The organism is Amycolatopsis sp. NPDC043889 (assembly GCF_056435645.1).
This window is the reverse complement of sequence record NZ_JBWKEC010000032.1, coordinates 1-17914: the sequence shown is the minus strand read 5'-3', so window position 1 is coordinate 17914 and position 17914 is coordinate 1. Positions and strand designations below refer to the sequence as shown.

The window sequence follows — 17914 nt, the reverse complement described above, 5'->3', positions numbered from 1 at the left end:
CGGTGAACGACCTGGCGCGGTTCCCCCTCGAAGGCGGCGGTTCGGTGGTCGTCGAGATCGACCCGGTCCCCGGCACCTCCCGGGTCTCCCGGCGTGACGACCTGGTCGAGGACGCCAAGGGGTCCTTCGAAGCGGCGCTCGCGAACGTCAAGGACGCGGCCGTGGCGGCACTGGACACCTTCCGGTCGATGACCAGGGGGCCGGACGAGGTCGAGCTCAAGTTCGGCGTCAAGCTGACCGCGCAGGCGGGCGCGGTCATCGCGAAAACGGGACTGGAGGGAAACTTCGAGGTCAAGCTGAAGTGGGCCCGGGAGACCGAAGACGCGTGATCGGAGCCCGCACTCGCGTGCTTGAAGCCGGAACACACGTGCTTGAAGCCGGAACACGCTCCGCACCGCGAGATCCGGCTTCAAGCACGCGAGATCCGGTCTCAAGCACGCGAGATCCGGTCTAGCGGCCGAGGCCCCGGATCAGCACCATCACCGATTCCCGCACGTCGTCCCGCGTCCGCTTCGGCTGGAACACCTGCCAGTCGAGGGCGACCACCAGCATCGTGCCGAACAACCCGGCCGCGGCCGTCTGGATCTGGACGCCGTCGGGCAGCCGCCCGGCGGCGTCCAGCCGGTGGAGCTGTTCGCGCACGATCGAGATGATCTCCTCGCGCAGCAACGTCAGCGTCTCGTGCCAGGTGCCGGGCGTACGCCACATCTCGCTCACCAGGATCTGCGAGAAACCGGGGTATTCGGCGATGAACTCCAGCGCACCGTCCACTTGCGACTCGATCACGTCCATCGGGTCGCCGTCGCCGGTCGCCGCGCGCAGCCGGTCCGCGAGCACGCCGACGCCGTAGCGCAGCAGTGCGTCGACAAGGCCGTCCTTGCTGCCGAAGTTGTAGTAGACGGTGCCCTTCGCGACCTTCGCCTCGGCCGCGATGTCGTCCACTGTCAGCCCGACGAGGCCGCGGCTGGCCGACAGCCGCAGCGTCGCCTCGAACAGCTTCTGCTTCGTCGCCTCACCCCGGGGACTCACAACGCCAGCTCGGGTTTCAGCGCCGAAACCGTCCAGGTGCGCCGTTTCCGCGCAGCCAGCGTCGAGACCAGGATCCCGCCGACGAGATAGGCGAGAAGGACACCGATGTCACCGAGGATCTCCATCGAGGCGCCACTGTAGAGCAGGTGCCGGAACCCGTCGATCGCGTAACCCATCGGCAGCACGATGTGCAACGGGTACAACGCGTCCGGGATGGTCTGCCACGGGAACGTGCCACCGGCGCTCACCAGCTGGAGCACCAGCAGGACCAGGCCGAGGAACTTCCCGACGGCGCCGAAGAACGCGTTGAGCGCGTGCACCACCGACGTGAAGGTCAGCGACACCAGCACCGCGAACCCGACCGCGCCGAGCGGATGTGCGACGTCGATGCCGACCAGCCAGGTCACCGCGCCGAACAGCACGATCACCTGCGCGATCCCGAGCAGCGCGGAGGACAGCCAGCCGCCGAGCGCGACCTTGAACGGCGACGCGCCGGCGGTCAGCGCGCGGGTCGAGAGCGGGCGCAGCAACAGGAACAGCACGAACGCGCCGATCCAGGTCGCGAGCGAGATGAAGAACGGGGCGAGACCCGCGCCGTAGGTCCCGGCCGAGGCGACACCGGAGGAGTTGACCGCCACCGGGTCTGCGATGGTGTTGGCGGTCGCCGCGCGGGTGGGGTCGTCCGGGTTCGGGATCTCCTTGAGCCCGGCGGCGAGCCCGTCGCGCAGCTGCACCGCGCCGTCGGCGAGCTGGTTCGTGCCGGTGACCGCGGACTTCTCGCCGTCGTTCAGTTTCGCGGCGCCGTCACGGATCTGCGCGGAGGCGTCGGCCGCCTGCGCGATGCCGCTGGTGAGCTGCGGTGTGGCGGACGCCAGCTGGTGCGCGCCGTCGGACACCTGCCGGGCGCCGGACGCGAGCTGGATCAGCTGGCTGTTCGCGCCCTGGATCTTCGTGTTCGCCTGGTCGACCGGCGAACGGAGGGTGTCGAGGCGGCTCAGGATCTCCTGGACCTTCGTCTCGGGGACGCCGGCGTCGCGCAGGTCCTGCGCGAGCTGAGTGCGGTAACCGTCGAGTTTGGCCTGGATGTCGCCGGACGCCGTCGCCGCGAGCGAGGCGGCGTCGGCGACCTTCTGGTTCCCGTCGGCGACCTGACCGGCGCCGTCGGCGAGTTTCTGCGTCTGCGCGGGGAGCTGGGCGGTACTGGATTTCAGGGTGCCGAGCCCGGTCGCCAGCTGGGAGCTGCCGGAGGCGAGCTGGGAGGCGCCGTCCGCCAGTTGCTGCTGTCCCGTCTTGAGTTTGCCCGCACCGTCGGCGAGCTGGGAAGCGCCCGTCGAGGCTTCCTGGATCTTGCCGTAGATCGTGGAGAACCCGACCAGGAACTTGTCCGCGGCCTCGCTGCCGACCTTCTCCGCGATCGTCTTGCGGACCTGTTCGGCCACCTGTTTCGCGATGGTCCCGGACAGATAGTTGTTCGCGTCGTTGGTGGTCAGCGTGATCGTCGCCTGCTGGGGCTGGAAGTTGCCGGAGGACAGCAGCGCGGCGGAGAAGTCGCGCGGAATGCCGATGGCGAACGAGTACTTGTCGTCGCGGACGCCCTTCGCCGCCTCCTCCGGGGACACCTCGTGCCACTGGAACGTGCCGGACTTGACCAGTTCGTCGGTGACCTCGCGGCCGACGTTGCGTTCCGCGCCGGCCGAGTCCTTCGCGCCGGTGTCGGCGGTGAAGACGGCGGCGGGCAGCTTGTCCAGACGCGAGTACGGGTCGTAGTTCGCGTAGAGGTAGAAGGACGCGTAGAGCAGCGGCACCAGGACGAGCGCGGCCATGGCGAGCTTCGGCAGGGTGCCGCTGCTCAGCCGGCGCAGCTCGTTGGCGGCGATCCGGACGGGATTCATTCCTGGTCTCCTGAAGTCTTTTCGATCTCCGCGGTTTCGGCGGGCTCGGGCTCGACGGGCGCGCAGCGCACGGGGTCGGGCTGGTCGAGGGCGCCGCAGAGGGCGGGTTTCTCCGGCAGGGCCGAAACCGGGGTGGTGGCGGTCAGCACGATGACGGCGAGGCCGCGCTCGGCGTGCTCGCGGGCGAGCTTCGCCCAGCTGCCGACGTCGCTGGTGTGCCGGTCCGGGGTGTCGAGCACGAGGACGCCGACCCCCTTGCGGTCCGCGGCGAGCGCGGTGAGCAGCCGAGTGCGCATCACCGGTTCGAGATTCTCGAAGCGTGTGGTGGCGAAGGCGGCGGCGTCGTGCTCGGCCAGCCAGTCCGCGACGGCGGCCTTGTTCGCCGGTCGCTTCGCCAGTTCGAGTTCCTCCCCGACGACGACCTGCAGCGACAACGCGCCGTCCGGCTCGCTCACGCCGGGGGAGTCGACGATCGCCACGACCTGGTGCGGGTCGCCGCCCTCGACGGTCACCGTCCCGGTGGCGGGCTTCAGTCTGCCTGCCAGCGCCAGCCCGAAGGCGGTGACACCGACCCCCGGCTCGCCGTGCACGATCGCCAGCTCACCGCCCGAAACGGTGAGCGAAGTAGGCGACAGCAACGTGCCGTGGGGTCCGGTCACGGACACCCTGTCGGCTTGAACCCGCACGAAGAACTCCCAGATCGGTGACTCGCGGAACTTGAACTGACTGGTCAGTTCAAAAGTTAGCCCTGACCTGGGAGGTATACAACCGTGGGGGGCTTACGTCACACGCAAGAGTGACGAAACCCCCGCAAACCGGACGGTTAGCGCAGGGCCGAAGCCGGATGGATCTCCCAGGAGGTCCACAGTGGACGATAACCCTGGCGGTGCCAGAACACCGAGGAAAGCGGGTTGGTCGGGTTGTAGTAAAGGTACGTGCCGTCCGCATCGCCCGCGGCGAACTCCTCGTGCACCGCCGCCATCAGTGTGCGGCCGAGGCCGCTCCCGCGCAGGGCGGGCACGGTGACGACGTTGTTGACGTATCCCCAGTGGCCATGGGGGAGCAGCTCGGCCTCGGCCGACCCCGGCGACGACGTGATCCAGGCGCCGTGCGCGAACGCGGCGATGCGGGCGTCCCGTTCGGCCAGCCACAGCAGCGGGCGATCCTTTTCGAGGGCGAGTTCCAGCGCCGGGGCGAGCAGTTCGGCCGCGTTCGGGCGGTACCGGGTGGCGACCTGGCCGATGTAGTCGTGCGTCGACACGGCCAGCTCGAGCAGGGTGTCGAAGTCTTCGTGCCGGGCCCGGCGGACGGTCACGCCGTCGGCACCCGGATCGTCGTGACGGCTCCCGGTGCGCACGGCGAGCGCGGACATCGGCACCAGCCCGTGGTCGAGGAAGGCACGGATCGCCTCGGCGTCCCGGCTCGGCCAGTTGATCACGCAGGACGAATCCTCGCCGGGTGCTTCGGCGTCCATCCGCGTCCGCCACGCGCGCAGCAGGACGTCCATGCCTTCGGTGCCGGTGGTCCCGATGAACGGGAACAGCTGCCGCGCGTCGGCGGCCGACCAGAGCAGGGTGACGTCGTCCGGACCGTGCAGCTGACGTTGCACCACGCCGGTGACCTGGACACCCGCCGCCGTGGCGGCGTCCACGCGCTCGCCGCGGGCCGGGGGCCGCGCGGCTTCGGGCAGGAGCCGGTCGATCGCCGCGAACCGGGCGCGGTGCGCGTCGAACAACGTCTTCTCGATTTCCATCCCATCCCCAGTGTCTGTAGGTGAACCCGCGTCCGCGATCGACGTCGACAGGGCGCGCGTTGGTCTTTCGGGTCGCGACGGTGGTAAAGGCGCCCTGCCACCGCGATAGCGGGGCCTTCGGCCGGGCGGGTTCACGCGTATAGTCACTTTCCGGACAAATCCTCAGCTCCGCCACCAGGCTCTCAGGGGCGGCCGCGCCGGGCTCCGCTACCGCAGGGCCGCGGCGGGGCAGACGGCCCACGTCGTCCACAGTGGACGATAACCCTGCCGGTGCCAGAACACCGGGGAAAGCGGATTGGCCGGATTGTACGAGACGAAGGTACCGCGCAGCGACGGCGAGAACAGTTCGTCGTGCGCGACGGCGGTCAGCGCGCGCCCGATCCCTCGCCCCCGCGCGGCCGCGGTCACCGCGAGCGTTCCTACATAGCCCCACTCGCCCGGCGGCAGCCGCCCGGCGAGCGCGTCACCGGGGATCGGGGAGCGCTTTCCGGAGGTCACCATCCCCACCGTGACGCCTTCCTCTTCGGCGATCCAGACGCGGCCCCCGAACTGCAGGCCACGCCGGACCTCTTCGGCGAGCAGGGCCTTGGCCCCCGGCCGGACGACACCGTGGCCGACCAGTGAGGTGTAGTGAAGTTCTTCGAAGCGCAGGCCGACGATCTCTTCCAAGTCGCCGTGGGTCGACGCGCGGATGGTCACGCCGGGTACGGAATACGCCTCGCCCGCCACGGGCGCGCGGACGGCCAGCGCCAGTTGCGGCGCGAGCCCGTGGTCGAGCAGGGCCCGCGACACCGCGACGTCCCGGCTGGGCCAGGTGACCGTGCACGACGAGTCGGGTTCGGCGTCGGCTAGGGCGATTCGCTCGCGCCAGGCGGAGAGCAGCGCGCTCATCCCCGCGCCGGCGTCGAGCGGGAGGATCGCGGAGAGGATCTGCAGTTGAGCCGGGCTCCAGAGTCGTTGCCAGGAACCCGCCGCGAACCGGACGTGCGCGATCGTCCCGAAGGCGCCGTCCGCCTCGACCGGTTCTCCGGCCGGGAGCGGAGGCGGCGGCGGGAGCAACGGGTCGAGCGCGGCGAACCGCGCCCGCTGCCGCTCCGCCGCCGGGATCATCCCCGCTGGGTGCAGAAGATCGCCGTGCCGGGGAAGAGCTTGCCGCGCAACGGGCTCCACTGCCCCCACGTGCGGGAGTGGCCCTCCGGCCAGGCGGGCTCGATGAGGTCGGTCAGCGCGAACCCGGCGTCGGCGAGCGCGCGGACGTAGTCGCCGAGGGTCCGGTGATACTCGACGTACGTCGCGACGCCCTCTTCGTCGACCTCGACATAGGGTGTGCGGTCGAAATACGGCTGGGTGACGGTGAGGCCCTGCGGGCCGGGGTCGTCGGGGAAGATCCAGCGCATCGGATGGGTCACCGAGAACACCCAGCGGGCCCCCGGCCGGAGCACCCGGTGCACTTCGGCGAACACGACGTCCACCGAGGCCACGAACGGGATCGCGCCGAAGGCCGAGCAGGCCGCGTCGAAGCTCGCGTCGGCGAACGGCAGCGACTCCGCCGTCGCCTGCACGAGCGGGACGAGGGTGCCGGTGCGCTCGTTGCCCTCTTTCGCGTGCCGGAGCATGCCTGCCGACAGATCGGTCGCCACCGCGTCGGCGCCCTGCGCGGCGAGCCAGCGCGAGCAGGCCGCCTGTCCGGAGCCGACCTCGAGGATCCGCTTGCCGCCGACTTCACCCAGAAGCGCGACGTCGGCCTCGCGGACACCCTCGGGGCACCAGACGAAGTCCGCGTCGCCGAGGAAGCCGCCGTGGGTCGCCTGGTAGTCGTCGGCGTCGGCGTCCCACCACGCCAGGTTCGCGGCGGTGGCCTCCGGCGCCGAGACCGCCCGGTAGGCGACCCCCGCGGTGCCGAGCCGCTCCTCGGCCTCTGCGTGCCGTTCGGGCTCGGTGACGGACTGCTGGCTCAAACCGATATCCTTTCCCCAGGTCAGGGCTTCGCGGGACAGTCTATCCGCCCGCCGCGATCGTGGGGGCGACCCTGATTGTGCCGTGTACAGGGGGCCGCGTAGGATATCTGTTAGCGCAGTGGGTTCGCGCTACTCTTTCCCCCGGTTCGCTCAGCGTCCGGGTCAGGGGGTCGCGTACCGGATGCGGTGATGCTCGCGGTCGTTCCCTGTGGACGTTTGCTTATGTGGTCGCCTCATGTCGGAAGAGCCCATGGTGCCCTAACTGCAAACCCACTACTTCCCATCCACCGGAGCAACCCGCCTAATGACGACCGACACCGCCACCGCCCCGACCGCCCCCGCCGGGCCCCAGCAAGTCGCTATCAACGACATCGGGTCGGAGGAAGACTTCCTCGCTGCGATCGACAAGACGATCAAGTACTTCAACGATGGCGACATCGTCGAAGGAACCATCGTCAAGGTCGACCGTGACGAGGTCCTGCTCGACATCGGCTACAAGACCGAGGGTGTCATCCCCTCGCGCGAGCTCTCCATCAAGCACGATGTCGACCCGGCTGAGGTTGTCACCGTCGGCGATGAGGTCGAAGCCCTGGTCCTCCAGAAGGAGGACAAGGAAGGCCGTCTGATCCTGTCCAAGAAGCGTGCGCAGTACGAGCGCGCCTGGGGCACGATCGAGGAGCTCAAGGAGAAGGACGAGCCCGTCAAGGGCACCGTCATCGAGGTCGTCAAGGGCGGCCTCATCCTGGACATCGGCCTGCGCGGCTTCCTGCCGGCGTCGCTGGTCGAGATGCGCCGCGTGCGCGACCTGCAGCCGTACGTCGGCCGCGAGCTCGAGGCGAAGATCATCGAGCTGGACAAGAACCGCAACAACGTGGTCCTGTCCCGCCGCGCCTACCTGGAGCAGACCCAGTCCGAGGTGCGCAGCGAGTTCCTCAACGCGCTCGCCAAGGGCCAGGTCCGCAAGGGTGTCGTGTCGTCCATCGTCAACTTCGGTGCCTTCGTGGACCTGGGTGGCGTCGACGGCCTGGTGCACGTCTCCGAGCTGTCCTGGAAGCACATCGACCACCCGTCCGAGGTCGTCGAGGTCGGCCAGGAGGTCACGGTCGAGGTTCTGGACGTCGACATGGACCGCGAGCGCGTCTCGCTGTCGCTGAAGGCGACCCAGGAAGACCCGTGGCGTCAGTTCGCCCGCACCCACGCGATCGGCCAGATCGTGCCGGGCAAGGTCACCAAGCTCGTCCCGTTCGGTGCGTTCGTGCGCGTCGAGGAGGGCATCGAGGGCCTGGTGCACATCTCCGAGCTGGCCGAGCGCCACGTGGAGATCCCGGAGCAGGTCGTCCAGGTCAACGGCGACGTGATGGTCAAGGTCATCGACATCGACCTCGAGCGTCGTCGCATCTCGCTGTCGCTGAAGCAGGCGAACGAGGGCGTCACGCCGGAGACCGAGTTCGACCCCACCCAGTACGGCATGGCCGCCGAGTACGACGCCGAGGGCAACTACATCTACCCCGAAGGCTTCGACCCGGACACCCAGGAGTGGCAGGAAGGCTTCGACAAGCAGCGTGAGGAGTGGGAGCGTCAGTACGCCGAGGCTCACACCCGCTACGAGGCTCACATGAAGCAGGTCCAGAAGGCAGCCGAGGCCGACGCCGAAGCCGCCGCGGACGCCGCGACCGGTGTCACCTCGGGCGACTCGGGCGAGCAGAGCTACACCTCCGCTCCGGCCGAGGCCAAGAGCGGTGGCACGCTCGCCAGCGACGAGCAGCTCGCGGCTCTCCGCGAGAAGCTGTCGGGCGGCGCGTGATCCAGGCGCTCAGCCAGTAGCTGACTGACAGCGGCCCCGGTCCACTACGGACCGGGGCCGCTTTCTTGTCCGCGTTCAGTCCTCTGGATGCGTTCCTTGCACGCGCAACTACCGCATTCAGAGGACTGAACGCGGTAGTGGGGAGAGGAAATCAGGAGGTGGCGGTCCGGACGGACGGGACGGACGGCACCCAGACACGTTCGAGTGCCGCGGCGCGGGCCTTGCGGCGGAGTCCGGCGAAGCTGTGCTTGGCGGGAACGAGGAGCGCGCTCAGCCACGTGCGCCGGTATTCGGCGAGGGCGTCGGCCACGGGACGATGGAGGACACAGTGCACCAGACCCGGCGTTCCGAGCCGGTGCCTTCCGACGTGCTTACCGTCTGCCATCTTTCCTCCGTGTGGGCTACCTTCGCCGCGCACGGTACGCAATCAAGCCGCCGAAGCCCGGTAACCGCCCGGCGTGTCACCCATAAAGGTCGTGTAACGCGTCACTATGAACTTGCCTTTTGCACCCTTCTGTGCCGGAAGTGCACATCTCGTGACCCTGCGCGGTCGGCCCAGGTCGCGCCACTAGGCTGATCGTCATGCTGCGTGTGGGCCTGACCGGCGGGATCGGCGCCGGAAAATCGACGGTGGCGAACCGGCTTTCCGAGCACGGCGCCGTCCTCATCGACTCCGACAAGATCGCCAGGGAGGTCGTCGAGCCGGGGACACCGGGGCTCGCCGAACTCGTCGAGGCGTTCGGGGAAGACATCCTCGCCGCAGACGGCGCGCTGGACCGGGCCGCGCTCGCCGCCAAGGCGTTCGCCGGCGAAGAATCCCGCAAACGGCTGAACTCGATCGTCCATCCGAGGGTCGGCGCCAGGACGGCCGAGCTGATGGCGGCCGCGGCGCCGGACGCGATCATCGTCCACGACATCCCGCTGCTCGTCGAAGGCGGGCTCGCGCCGATGTACCACCTCGTCGTCATGGTCGACGCGCCGGAGGAGGTCCGGGTCCGCCGCCTGGTCGAAGCGCGGGGGATGGCCGAGAACGACGCGCGCGCCAGGATCAAGGCGCAGGCCACGACCGATCAGCGCCGGGCCGTGGCCGACGTCTGGTTCGACAACAGCGGAGCGCCCGACATCGTGCTCGCCGAGGTCGACGCGCTGTGGGCGGACAGGCTGACCCCGTTCGAGGCGAACGTGCGGCTCCGCAAGCCGCGCGCGCCGATGTCGCCGAAGATCGCGCCGTACGACGAGACATGGCCCGTGCAGGCCGAGCGGGCGCTCGCGCGGATCCGCGTGGTGGCCGGTGACAACGTCGTACGGGTCGATCACATCGGTTCGACGTCCGTGCCGGGGCTGCCCGCCAAGGACATCCTCGACCTCCAGCTGACCGTGTCCACTTTGGACAAGGCGGACGAGCTGGCCGACGCGCTCTCCGACGCGGGGTTCCCGCGAGCGGAAGGGGAGTGGTTCGACGACGCGCACGGTGAAGAGGGCACTTGGCCCAAGCGGTTCCACTTCGGTGGCGATCCTCGCCGTCCGATCAACCTGCACGTCCGCTCGCGGGAGACGCCGGCCTGGCGGCTCGCGCTGCTGTTCCCGGAATGGCTGCGGCGGAATCCGGACGAGCGCGACGCCTACGCCGCGGTCAAGAACGCCATGGCCGCGAAGCACGCAGGCGACGGGACGGTCGAGCGGTACACCGACGAGAAACAGGGCTGGGTCGACGCGGCCTTCACTCGTGCCGACGCTTGGGCGGACTCGACCGGCTGGACCCCGTAGGCCTCAGCCGCCGGGCGGTCCCCGCGCGAAAGCGGTGGCGACGGCGGCCGTCTGGACGAGCGTGACCACGATCCACAGCGCGGGCTGATCGGCGAACCCCCGCAGCGGGCCGCCGTTGGGGACCGTGTTGATCAGCGCGGAGACCACGAAGATCCCGGCGAGCGCCAGTGGGGCGGGCCGCAGGCGCATCGCGTCGAAGAACCCGGTGATCATGAAGATGAGGAAGATCGTGTCGTGCGCTTCGAGCTCCGCCGCGATCGCTACCAGCCCGGTGAAGGACACGGCGATCACGACCGGATGACCTTCCCAGCGCTTCGAAAGCAGCGTGGAGGTGAGCAGGAGCCAGACGGCCGCGATCCCGGCCAGTCCCAGTGTGCGCAGCGGGTCGTGCTCGGAGATCACGAGACTGAGCACCGTACTGAGCGCCAGCAGAGCGTACGGCAGACAATTTTCGATCCGGCCGCCCCCAGGGCGCCACAGCGACCCGCCGTCATCAGGAGACGGCCACAGCGAGTCCTGCCAACGGATCCAGCTGGTCATACCCGGAATTCTCGCAGGCCGGGCCATGCCGTGGCCCAGGTTTCGGTGTGGCCGGTGACCAGCCAGATCGGCATTCCCCGGCTCACGTTGCGGACGCCGGCCGCGTTGTCCACCCGGGAGACGATCCGGGCGTCGGTGAACGACCGCAACAGCCGTGCCGGATCCGGCCCGACGAACAGGACGCTGTCCGCGGTCTCGGGCGGATGCCCGAAGTACCAGAAGCCCCGGCTGGGGCTGTACACGGCGGGAAGCCCGTAGTCGGCGCCGTACCGGTCCAACGCTCCGGCCTGCCAGTACCCGGCCGTGACGAGCGTGGTGCGCGCCCGTTGGTCCGGCGGGAGCCGGTAATAGGCGTCCGCTACGGAACGCGCGAGATCCGGCCAGCCGATCTCCTCCAGCGTGTACGCCGGGCGGGGGACGTCCCGGCCTTCCGCGAGCCAGGCGGACGGCCACACCGGCAGCGCGTACGGCAGCGTGTACAGCGCGGAAAGCAGGAACACCGGCCAGGTCGGGATCCAGCGGAACCACCAGGACGGCCTCAACTGTCCGAAGTGGACGGCGGCGCCCGCCCACAGCACGCTGAACATCCCCGCCGCGTAGTAGTACCGGCCGTTCGACAGGATGAACAGGGTGATCACGCCGACCGCGGTCCAGCCGAGGAACCGGTATTCGCGCAGTTTGGCCGAGAACAGCAGGACCAAGAGTCCATAAAGGACACCGACTACACCGATGCCGAGCCCGGCGCCGGTCAGCAGGGCGGGCAGGAATCCGGCGCGGCCGCTCCAGCCGCCGGTGGTCTCGTGCGCGATGACGTCGCCCATCTCCAGTTGCGGCCAGCCGTTCGCGGCCTGCCACCAGAGGGTGGGGACGAGCGACAGCGCGGCGATCCCCGCGCCGAGCCAGAGTTTGTGCCTGCGCAAGAGATCCCGGGGCCCGAAGACCAGGATCGCGACCCCGGCGGCGACCCAGAACGTCGCGATCAGGAGCTTGACGTTCAGCGCGACGGCGGTCGCCACGCCCAGCCACAGCAGCAGATTGTCGTCGCGGGTCCGCATCCAGCGCACGACCAGCCACGCGATGAGGGTCCACAGCGCCGGGTCGATCGTCGAGGTGGCCAGGTAGTGCCCGCTGCCGAGGAACTGCCCGCAGATCGCGTACGCGGCGGCGGCGCGGGTCTGCGCCCGGCGGTCACCGCCCATCTCGTAGGCGATGAGTCCGGTGAACACGACACCGGCGGCCGTCGCGAGGACGGCGGGGAAGCGGAAGACGAAGACGTTGCCGGGCGCGAGCGTGTCCATCGCCAGCGCCAGGACCGGGAGCACCGGCGGCTGGTCCGCGTAACCCCAGGCGAGCCGCTTGCCCGCGGAGAGGAAGTACAGTTCGTCGCCGAAGTAGCCGTACCGCCACGCCGTCGCCATCAGGACCGCCGCGGCCGCGGCGGCGAGGAGCCCCACCGGGAGCCGGGCGAACGCCGCACTGGACACCGTCGGTGTTTCGGCCGCGCGGGCGGCTTCCATCCATTCCTCGCAGATCCCTCGGGTGCCGGTCCTCTCGCACCTTACGTGCCACCGGCGTGGCGCGTCGGTCGTGAGAGGGCCGGTGAGGGCTCAGAAGCCCCAGTCCGTGAGTTTCGGCCACACCGTGTCCCAACTCCCGTTCCGGCCGGTGGCCAGCCAGATCTTCATGCCCTGACTCACGTTCTGGATCCCGGCCCCGTTGTCGAGCGCGCCGACCTCACGCACCTGCGTGAAGTACGGCACAAGTCCCGAAGGGTCGTTCCCGACGAACAGGATGTCCCGTGCCGATTCCGGCGGCCTCGGCAGCGTCACGTAGCCGCGGTTGGGGCTCGACGGCGACGGAAGCCCGAACTCCGGTCCATAGTGGTCGATGGCGCCGGCCTGCCAGTACTTCGCCGTGACGACACCGGTCCGGGACGGATCGGGAACGGTCCGGTACACCCGCCCCACCGACTCCGTGATCTCCCGCCAGCCGACCTCTTCGACGGCGAAGATCGGCCGCGCCCACACCGGAGCGCTCGCCAGCTGCGCACGCGGGAGGACCGGAAGTGCCTGCGGGATCGCGATCACCATGGCCACGAGGTACACCGGCCAGGTGGCGATCCAGCGCCAGTACTTCGACGCCTGGCCCGCCTCGATCTCCACCGCCGCCGCGGCGAACAGGGGGGCGAACATCCCGGCCGCGTAGTAGTAGCGCCCGTTCGCCAGCAGGAACACGGCGAGGACGCCGAGCGCGGTCCAGCCGAGGAACCGGTACGGCCGCAGGCGTTCGGACCGCAGCAGGCGCCACAGTCCATAGCAGACCAGGATCGCCCCCACCGGTAGTCCGGCGCTCAGCACCAGCGTCGGGACGAAGGTGGCCCGCCCGCCCCAGCCTGCCGAGACCTCTTGGGAGATCGCCGCGCCCATGGTCAGCTGCGGCCATCCGTTCGCCGCCTGCCAGACGAGGGTGGGCGCGATCATCACGGCGGCGATCAGCGCGCCGATCCACAGCGCCGGACGGCGGACGAGGTCACGGGGTCCGAACGCCACCGCGGCGGCGAGTACGACGACCCAGAAGCCCCCGACGAGGAACTTCGTGTTCAGGGCGAACCCGGTCACCACACCGGCCCAGACCAGGAGTCTGTCCGTCCGGGTCCGCACCCAGCGGACGAGCAGCCAGATCAGCAGCGCCCACAGGAACGGGTCGATCGTGCTGGTCGCCAGGTAGTGCCCGCCGCCGAGCATCTGGATGGACACCGCGAACGTCGCCGCCGCGATCGTCTGCGCTTTGCGGCCGCCGCCCAGCTCCCTGGCGATGAGCGCCGTCAGCACCACGCCGGCCACCATCGCCAGCATCGCCGGGATGCGCAGGACGAACGGCGAATCGGCGCCGAACGCGTCCATCAGGCGGGCCAGCAGTGGCAACAGCGGCGGCTGGTCGGCATACCCCCAGTCCAGATGCCGACCGGCCGCCAGGAAGTACAACTCGTCGCCGAAGTAGCCGTAGCGATCGGCCGTCGCCGCGAGGACCGCCCCCATCGCCCCGGCGATCATCAGCACCGGTGTCCCGGCGAACGACGCGACCGCCGCGGGTTCTCGCCCATCGGACCGTTCCCGGAGTCCCTCGGCCTCCATGACCACGGGTATCCGCCCCCTCTCGATCGGTTACGCCCTTGATCGAGAGTCCCGCACCGCCGCCCCGCCGGGGATCCATCGGCCGGTCAGGATCGGCTCACCCAAGGGATGAGCCAGGATCAACCGATCGATGGATGCCGAGAGGTCAGTGCCGTCGCCAGTCGAGTGTGATGTCCTTTGTGGACAGCCAGCCGCGCAGGTCGTGGCCGTGAGAGGCCAACCCGTCCACCGTCGCGTGGCTGACGCCGAGCGCGCGTTCGCCGTCGGCGGGGGAGAGCAACCCGGCGGTGACCGCGGCGAGGAGTTCGTCGGTGTCGATCACCTGGACGGATTTCTTGTCCCGCAGAACGAGGTCGAGATAGAGATCGGTGGCCACCCAGACGCCGTCCTCACGGCGGATGTCGACGACGTCGAGGTAGAAGTCCTGATCGCGTTCGTGGCCGGGGGTGAACCAGAAGTCGGTGATCCGCAGGCCGAGATCCGGCAGCAGCCAGGACTCGATGTAGTGGAACTGGGCCCGCCCCGGCGTCGGCCGCGCCATGTAGAGGCCGAAGGGTTCTTCGCGGTATTCCTCGACGTCCCTCACGATGCCCTTGGGGTCCGTGTTGGTCTTCGCGGCCGGGTCGAAGTACTCGACCTTGGGCGGATGCAGCGCGGTCATCCGCCCATCTTGGAAGGCGGCGCCGCCCGCGAACACCGCCCAACCGGGTGGACGATCACGGTTTGCGGGTTCCGGGGGAGTAGCGCCGTCTGGCCGGATAAGGTGCGCTGGTTCCGCCAGAGGGGTGAGTGGGGAGTCGACGCATGTTCGGGATCATCAGGCCGTGCCGCCACCGGCTTTCCGCGGGTCTGCACGCGGACTGGCTCGCCCATCTCTGCGGTCTTTGCCTGGCGTTGCGGGACGAACACGGACATCTCGCCCGAATGGTGACGAACTATGACGGGCTGATCATCTCGGCGCTCGTCGAAGCCCAGTCATCACGTGCGGAAGGACGTCGCGACGCCGGCCCTTGCCCGCTTCGGGCGATGAAGGGGACTTCGGTCGCGAAGGGCGGCGGCGCCCAGCTCGCGGCGGCGGTCTCCCTCGTGCTGGCGTCGGCCAAGATCAGCGACCACGTCGAAGACCGTGATGGTGCCTTCGCGCGGCGTTCTGTCGCTCTCGCCGCGAGGCGGGTGGCGACGCGCTGGGCGGATCAGGGAAGCCGCACGGGGATCCGGGTCGGCTTCGACACCGCGGTCCTGACCGAGGCCGTCGACCGGCAGGCCGAGATCGAAAACGCCGTCCGCCTCGGTGATTCGGCCGTACTCGCCACCGAACCCGCGGAACTGGCGACGGCGGCCGCGTTCGCGCACACCGCGGTCCTGGCCGGCCGCCCCGGGAACGCGGCGCCGCTGGCCGAGGCCGGCCGCCTGTTCGGCAGGGCCGCGCATCTGCTCGACGCCGTCGAGGACCTCGCGGAGGACGAGGCCGCCGGTGCGTGGAACCCGCTGACGGCCACCGGGACCGGGCTCGCCGAGGCTCGGCGGCTGTGCGACGACGCCGTGCTCGGCGTCGAACTCGCCCTTCGCGAGGTGAAGTTCGATCAGCCCAAGCTGGTGCACGCCCTCCTGGTCCACGAACTGCGGCAGGCGGTGCGGCGCGCTTTCGGGCACAACCTCACCGGGCACGGCCATGGCCCGCAGCAGCCGCCGCCGGGCTGGATCGGGCCCGGCCCCCAGCCACCGCAGCATCCCCACCAGCCTTATCCGCCCCAGCAGTACCCGCAGGGCGGCTACCAGGCGCCGCCTCCTCCGCCGGGCGCTCCCGGTGGCGGGGGTCCGCCGCAGGAGCCGCCGAAGAAGAAGCGGAAGCACGGCGGCCCGCCGACCGACGGTCAGGGTGGGTGCTGCTGGACGCCGAAGTTCCGGGTGCCCGCCCAGCCGAGGGGGTTCTTCCTCGGTTGCGCGGTGGCCACCTACATGTGCTGTTCGTGCCAGTTCTGCTGCCGGGACCCGTTCCCCGGGGCGTGGAGCGGGAAGCCGCACGAGGCATGGTGCAACAACTGTGACGGTTGTGACTGCTGTAACTGTTGTGACTGTTCCTGCTGATCCCGACCAGGCGAAACGGAAACTGTCGGACCCAGCGCCTACTCTGGTTCCCGTGGCTTTCGCAACCGAACATCCCGTGCTCGCCCAGTCGGACTTCCGCCCCGTCACGGACATCCCCCGGACCGGCGGCCGGTTCGAGGTGGTCAGCGAGTACAAACCCGCCGGTGACCAGCCGGCGGCCATCGACGAGCTCGAACGCAGGATCAAGGCGGGCGAGAAGGATGTCGTCCTGCTCGGCGCCACGGGTACCGGTAAGTCGGCGACGACGGCCTGGCTGATCGAGCGCGTCCAGCGTCCGACGCTGGTGATGGCGCCTAACAAGACGCTCGCCGCGCAGCTGGCGAACGAGCTGAGGGAGCTGTTCCCGCACAACGCGGTCGAATACTTCGTCAGTTACTACGACTACTACCAGCCCGAGGCGTACATCGCGCAGACGGACACCTACATCGAGAAGGACTCGTCGATCAACGACGACGTCGAGCGGCTGCGGCACTCGGCGACGATGAACCTGCTGTCCCGGCGTGACGTCATCGTGGTCGCGAGTGTCTCGTGCATCTACGGTCTCGGCACGCCGCAGTCGTACCTCGACCGGTCGACGAAGCTGAAGGTCGGCGAGCAGCTCGACCGGGACGTCTTCCTCCGCGCCCTGGTGGACGTGCAGTACACCCGCAACGACATCGCCTTCGCGCGCGGCACTTTCCGCGCCCGTGGCGACACGGTCGAGATCATCCCGGCGTACGAGGAGCTGGCTATCCGCGTCGAGTTCTTCGGCGACGAGATCGAGAAGCTGTACTACCTGCACCCGCTCACCGGAGACATCGTCAAAGAGGTCGACGAGGTCCGCATCTTCCCGGCCACGCACTACGTGGCGGGCCCGGAACGGATGGAGAAGGCCATCGGCGGCATCGAGGCCGAGCTCGAGGAGCGGCTGGCCGAGCTGGAAAAGCAGGGCAAACTGCTCGAGGCCCAGCGACTGCGGATGCGCACCGCGTACGACATCGAGATGATGCGCCAGGTCGGGTTCTGCTCCGGCATCGAGAACTACTCGCGGCATATCGACGGCCGCGGCGCAGGCACCGCGCCCGCGACCCTCATCGACTACTTCCCGGAAGACTTCCTGCTGGTCATCGACGAGTCGCACCAGACCGTCCCGCAGATCGGCGGCATGTTCGAAGGCGACATGTCGCGGAAGCGGAACCTGGTCGACTTCGGGTTCCGGCTGCCCAGCGCGGTCGACAACCGGCCGCTGACCTGGGAGGAGTTCACCGACAGGATCGGCCAGACGGTCTACCTCTCGGCGACGCCGGGGCCGTACGAGATGGGGCAGGCGGGCGGCGAGTTCGTCGAGCAGGTCATCCGCCCGACCGGCTTGGTTGACCCGAAGGTGGTCGTGAAGCCCACCGAGGGTCAGATCGACGACTTGGTGCACGAGATCCGCGAGCGGGCCGAGAAGGACGAGCGTGTTCTGGTCACCACGCTCACGAAGAAGATGGCCGAGGATCTCACCGATTACCTGCTGGAGCTGGGCATCCGGGTGCGGTACCTGCATTCCGAGGTGGACACGCTGCGCCGGGTCGAGTTGCTGCGGCAGCTGCGCGCGGGCGATTACGATGTGCTGGTCGGCATCAACCTGCTCCGTGAGGGGCTCGACCTGCCTGAGGTGTCGCTGGTCGCGATCCTCGACGCGGACAAGGAGGGCTTCCTCCGCAGTGGCACGTCGCTGATCCAGACGATCGGTCGCGCGGCCCGGAACGTGTCGGGCGAGGTGCACATGTACGCGGACAAGATCACCGACTCGATGCGGCACGCCATCGACGAGACCGATCGCCGCCGCGCCAAGCAGGTGGCCTACAACGAGGAGCGGGGTGTCGACCCGCAGCCGCTGCGGAAGAAGATCGCCGACATCCTGGATCGGGTCTACAGCGAGGCGGAGGACACGGAGTCCGTCG

16 protein-coding genes are annotated in these 17914 nt (G+C 69.4%); 5 read left to right on the top strand and 11 right to left on the bottom strand.

Going from position 1 to position 17914, the window contains the following annotated elements:
- Window positions 1-2 precede the first annotated feature (2 nt).
- Window positions 3-329, top strand: coding sequence for a CU044_2847 family protein (locus tag AC0685_RS36020; RefSeq protein WP_478229561.1), 327 nt, complete (start codon window positions 3-5; stop codon window positions 327-329).
- Window positions 330-450: 121 nt separating this feature from the next.
- Here the strand turns inward: AC0685_RS36020 and AC0685_RS36015 are convergent, their stop codons facing one another.
- The 6 genes from AC0685_RS36015 to AC0685_RS35990 all read right to left on the bottom strand — a co-directional run bounded on the left by AC0685_RS36015 (window position 451) and on the right by AC0685_RS35990 (window position 6632).
- Window positions 451-1029 carry a TetR/AcrR family transcriptional regulator gene (locus AC0685_RS36015; RefSeq protein WP_478229560.1) on the bottom strand — a complete coding sequence of 193 codons (579 nt, stop codon included), beginning with the start codon at window positions 1027-1029 and terminating at the stop codon, window positions 451-453.
- Window positions 1026-2921, bottom strand: coding sequence for a YhgE/Pip family protein (locus tag AC0685_RS36010; protein WP_478229559.1), 1896 nt, complete (start codon window positions 2919-2921; stop codon window positions 1026-1028). Before AC0685_RS36010 ends, AC0685_RS36015 begins: the two co-directional genes overlap by 4 nt.
- Window positions 2918-3607, bottom strand: a complete 690-nt coding sequence (locus tag AC0685_RS36005) for an ABC transporter ATP-binding protein (RefSeq protein ID WP_478229558.1) — start codon at window positions 3605-3607, stop codon at window positions 2918-2920. The genes AC0685_RS36010 and AC0685_RS36005 overlap by 4 nt, the downstream gene beginning before the upstream one ends.
- Before the next feature lie 137 nt (window positions 3608-3744).
- Window positions 3745-4674, bottom strand: a complete 930-nt coding sequence (locus tag AC0685_RS36000) for a GNAT family N-acetyltransferase (RefSeq protein ID WP_478229557.1) — start codon at window positions 4672-4674, stop codon at window positions 3745-3747.
- Window positions 4675-4881: 207 nt separating this feature from the next.
- Window positions 4882-5784 (bottom strand): GNAT family N-acetyltransferase, encoded by a 903-nt coding sequence (locus tag AC0685_RS35995; RefSeq protein ID WP_478229556.1) that lies wholly within the window; start codon window positions 5782-5784, stop codon window positions 4882-4884.
- On the bottom strand, window positions 5781-6632 hold the full coding sequence (locus AC0685_RS35990) for a class I SAM-dependent methyltransferase (protein WP_478229555.1): 852 nt from the start codon (window positions 6630-6632) through the stop codon (window positions 5781-5783). The genes AC0685_RS35995 and AC0685_RS35990 overlap by 4 nt, the downstream gene beginning before the upstream one ends.
- A 304-nt stretch (window positions 6633-6936) precedes the next feature.
- On the opposite strand from AC0685_RS35990, the gene rpsA reads away from it, so the two are divergent.
- Entirely contained in the window at window positions 6937-8436 is a 1500-nt protein-coding gene (gene rpsA / locus AC0685_RS35985; protein ID WP_007028125.1) for a 30S ribosomal protein S1, read from the top strand.
- A gap of 151 nt (window positions 8437-8587) precedes the next feature.
- Here rpsA and AC0685_RS35980 read toward each other — a convergent pair whose 3' ends face one another.
- The gene (locus AC0685_RS35980; protein ID WP_478229554.1) at window positions 8588-8821 is read right to left on the bottom strand and encodes a hypothetical protein; all 234 of its coding nucleotides are present in this window, start codon (window positions 8819-8821) and stop codon (window positions 8588-8590) included.
- 197 nt (window positions 8822-9018) lie between these two features.
- Here AC0685_RS35980 and coaE point away from each other — a divergent pair, with 197 nt between their 5' ends.
- Window positions 9019-10203: a dephospho-CoA kinase gene (gene coaE / locus AC0685_RS35975; RefSeq protein ID WP_478229553.1), complete on the top strand. Its 1185-nt coding sequence runs from the start codon at window positions 9019-9021 to the stop codon at window positions 10201-10203.
- A gap of 3 nt (window positions 10204-10206) precedes the next feature.
- Here coaE and AC0685_RS35970 read toward each other — a convergent pair whose 3' ends face one another.
- From AC0685_RS35970 to AC0685_RS35955, 4 genes are all read right to left on the bottom strand, one after another.
- The gene (locus tag AC0685_RS35970) at window positions 10207-10743 is read right to left on the bottom strand and encodes a hypothetical protein (protein WP_478229552.1); all 537 of its coding nucleotides are present in this window, start codon (window positions 10741-10743) and stop codon (window positions 10207-10209) included.
- Window positions 10740-12260, bottom strand: coding sequence for an ArnT family glycosyltransferase (locus tag AC0685_RS35965; RefSeq protein ID WP_478229551.1), 1521 nt, complete (start codon window positions 12258-12260; stop codon window positions 10740-10742). Before AC0685_RS35965 ends, AC0685_RS35970 begins: the two co-directional genes overlap by 4 nt.
- A gap of 90 nt (window positions 12261-12350) precedes the next feature.
- Window positions 12351-13877: an ArnT family glycosyltransferase gene (locus AC0685_RS35960; protein WP_478229550.1), complete on the bottom strand. Its 1527-nt coding sequence runs from the start codon at window positions 13875-13877 to the stop codon at window positions 12351-12353.
- A 145-nt stretch (window positions 13878-14022) separates the two neighbouring features.
- Complete coding sequence (locus tag AC0685_RS35955; protein ID WP_478229549.1) at window positions 14023-14538, bottom strand: ribonuclease FAU-1 family protein; 516 nt, start codon at window positions 14536-14538, stop codon at window positions 14023-14025.
- Between the two features lie 143 nt (window positions 14539-14681).
- Between AC0685_RS35955 and AC0685_RS35950 the strand changes: the two genes are divergently transcribed.
- Together AC0685_RS35950 and uvrB are read left to right on the top strand one after the other, a co-directional pair.
- Complete coding sequence (locus AC0685_RS35950) at window positions 14682-15965, top strand: DUF5685 family protein (RefSeq protein ID WP_478229548.1); 1284 nt, start codon at window positions 14682-14684, stop codon at window positions 15963-15965.
- A gap of 52 nt (window positions 15966-16017) precedes the next feature.
- Window positions 16018-17914 (top strand): excinuclease ABC subunit UvrB (gene uvrB / locus AC0685_RS35945; protein ID WP_478229547.1); only part of this gene is annotated, 1897 nt, incomplete at its 3' end.

What these genes read in the sequence shown, in the direction of transcription:
- AC0685_RS36010 (WP_478229559.1), bottom strand. Translation starts at nt 2,921, where the DNA reads ATGAATCCCGTCCGGATCGCCGCCAACGAGCTGCGCCGGCTGAGCAGC.
- AC0685_RS36000 (WP_478229557.1), bottom strand. Translation starts at nt 4,674, where the DNA reads ATGGAAATCGAGAAGACGTTGTTCGACGCGCACCGCGCCCGGTTCGCG.
- AC0685_RS35995 (WP_478229556.1), bottom strand. Translation starts at nt 5,784, where the DNA reads ATGATCCCGGCGGCGGAGCGGCAGCGGGCGCGGTTCGCCGCGCTCGAC.
- rpsA (WP_007028125.1), top strand. Translation starts at nt 6,937, where the DNA reads ATGACGACCGACACCGCCACCGCCCCGACCGCCCCCGCCGGGCCCCAG.
- AC0685_RS35980 (WP_478229554.1), bottom strand. Translation starts at nt 8,821, where the DNA reads ATGGCAGACGGTAAGCACGTCGGAAGGCACCGGCTCGGAACGCCGGGT.
- coaE (WP_478229553.1), top strand. Translation starts at nt 9,019, where the DNA reads ATGCTGCGTGTGGGCCTGACCGGCGGGATCGGCGCCGGAAAATCGACG.
- AC0685_RS35970 (WP_478229552.1), bottom strand. Translation starts at nt 10,743, where the DNA reads ATGACCAGCTGGATCCGTTGGCAGGACTCGCTGTGGCCGTCTCCTGAT.
- AC0685_RS35965 (WP_478229551.1), bottom strand. Translation starts at nt 12,260, where the DNA reads ATGGAAGCCGCCCGCGCGGCCGAAACACCGACGGTGTCCAGTGCGGCG.
- AC0685_RS35960 (WP_478229550.1), bottom strand. Translation starts at nt 13,877, where the DNA reads ATGGAGGCCGAGGGACTCCGGGAACGGTCCGATGGGCGAGAACCCGCG.
- AC0685_RS35955 (WP_478229549.1), bottom strand. Translation starts at nt 14,538, where the DNA reads ATGACCGCGCTGCATCCGCCCAAGGTCGAGTACTTCGACCCGGCCGCG.
- AC0685_RS35950 (WP_478229548.1), top strand. Translation starts at nt 14,682, where the DNA reads ATGTTCGGGATCATCAGGCCGTGCCGCCACCGGCTTTCCGCGGGTCTG.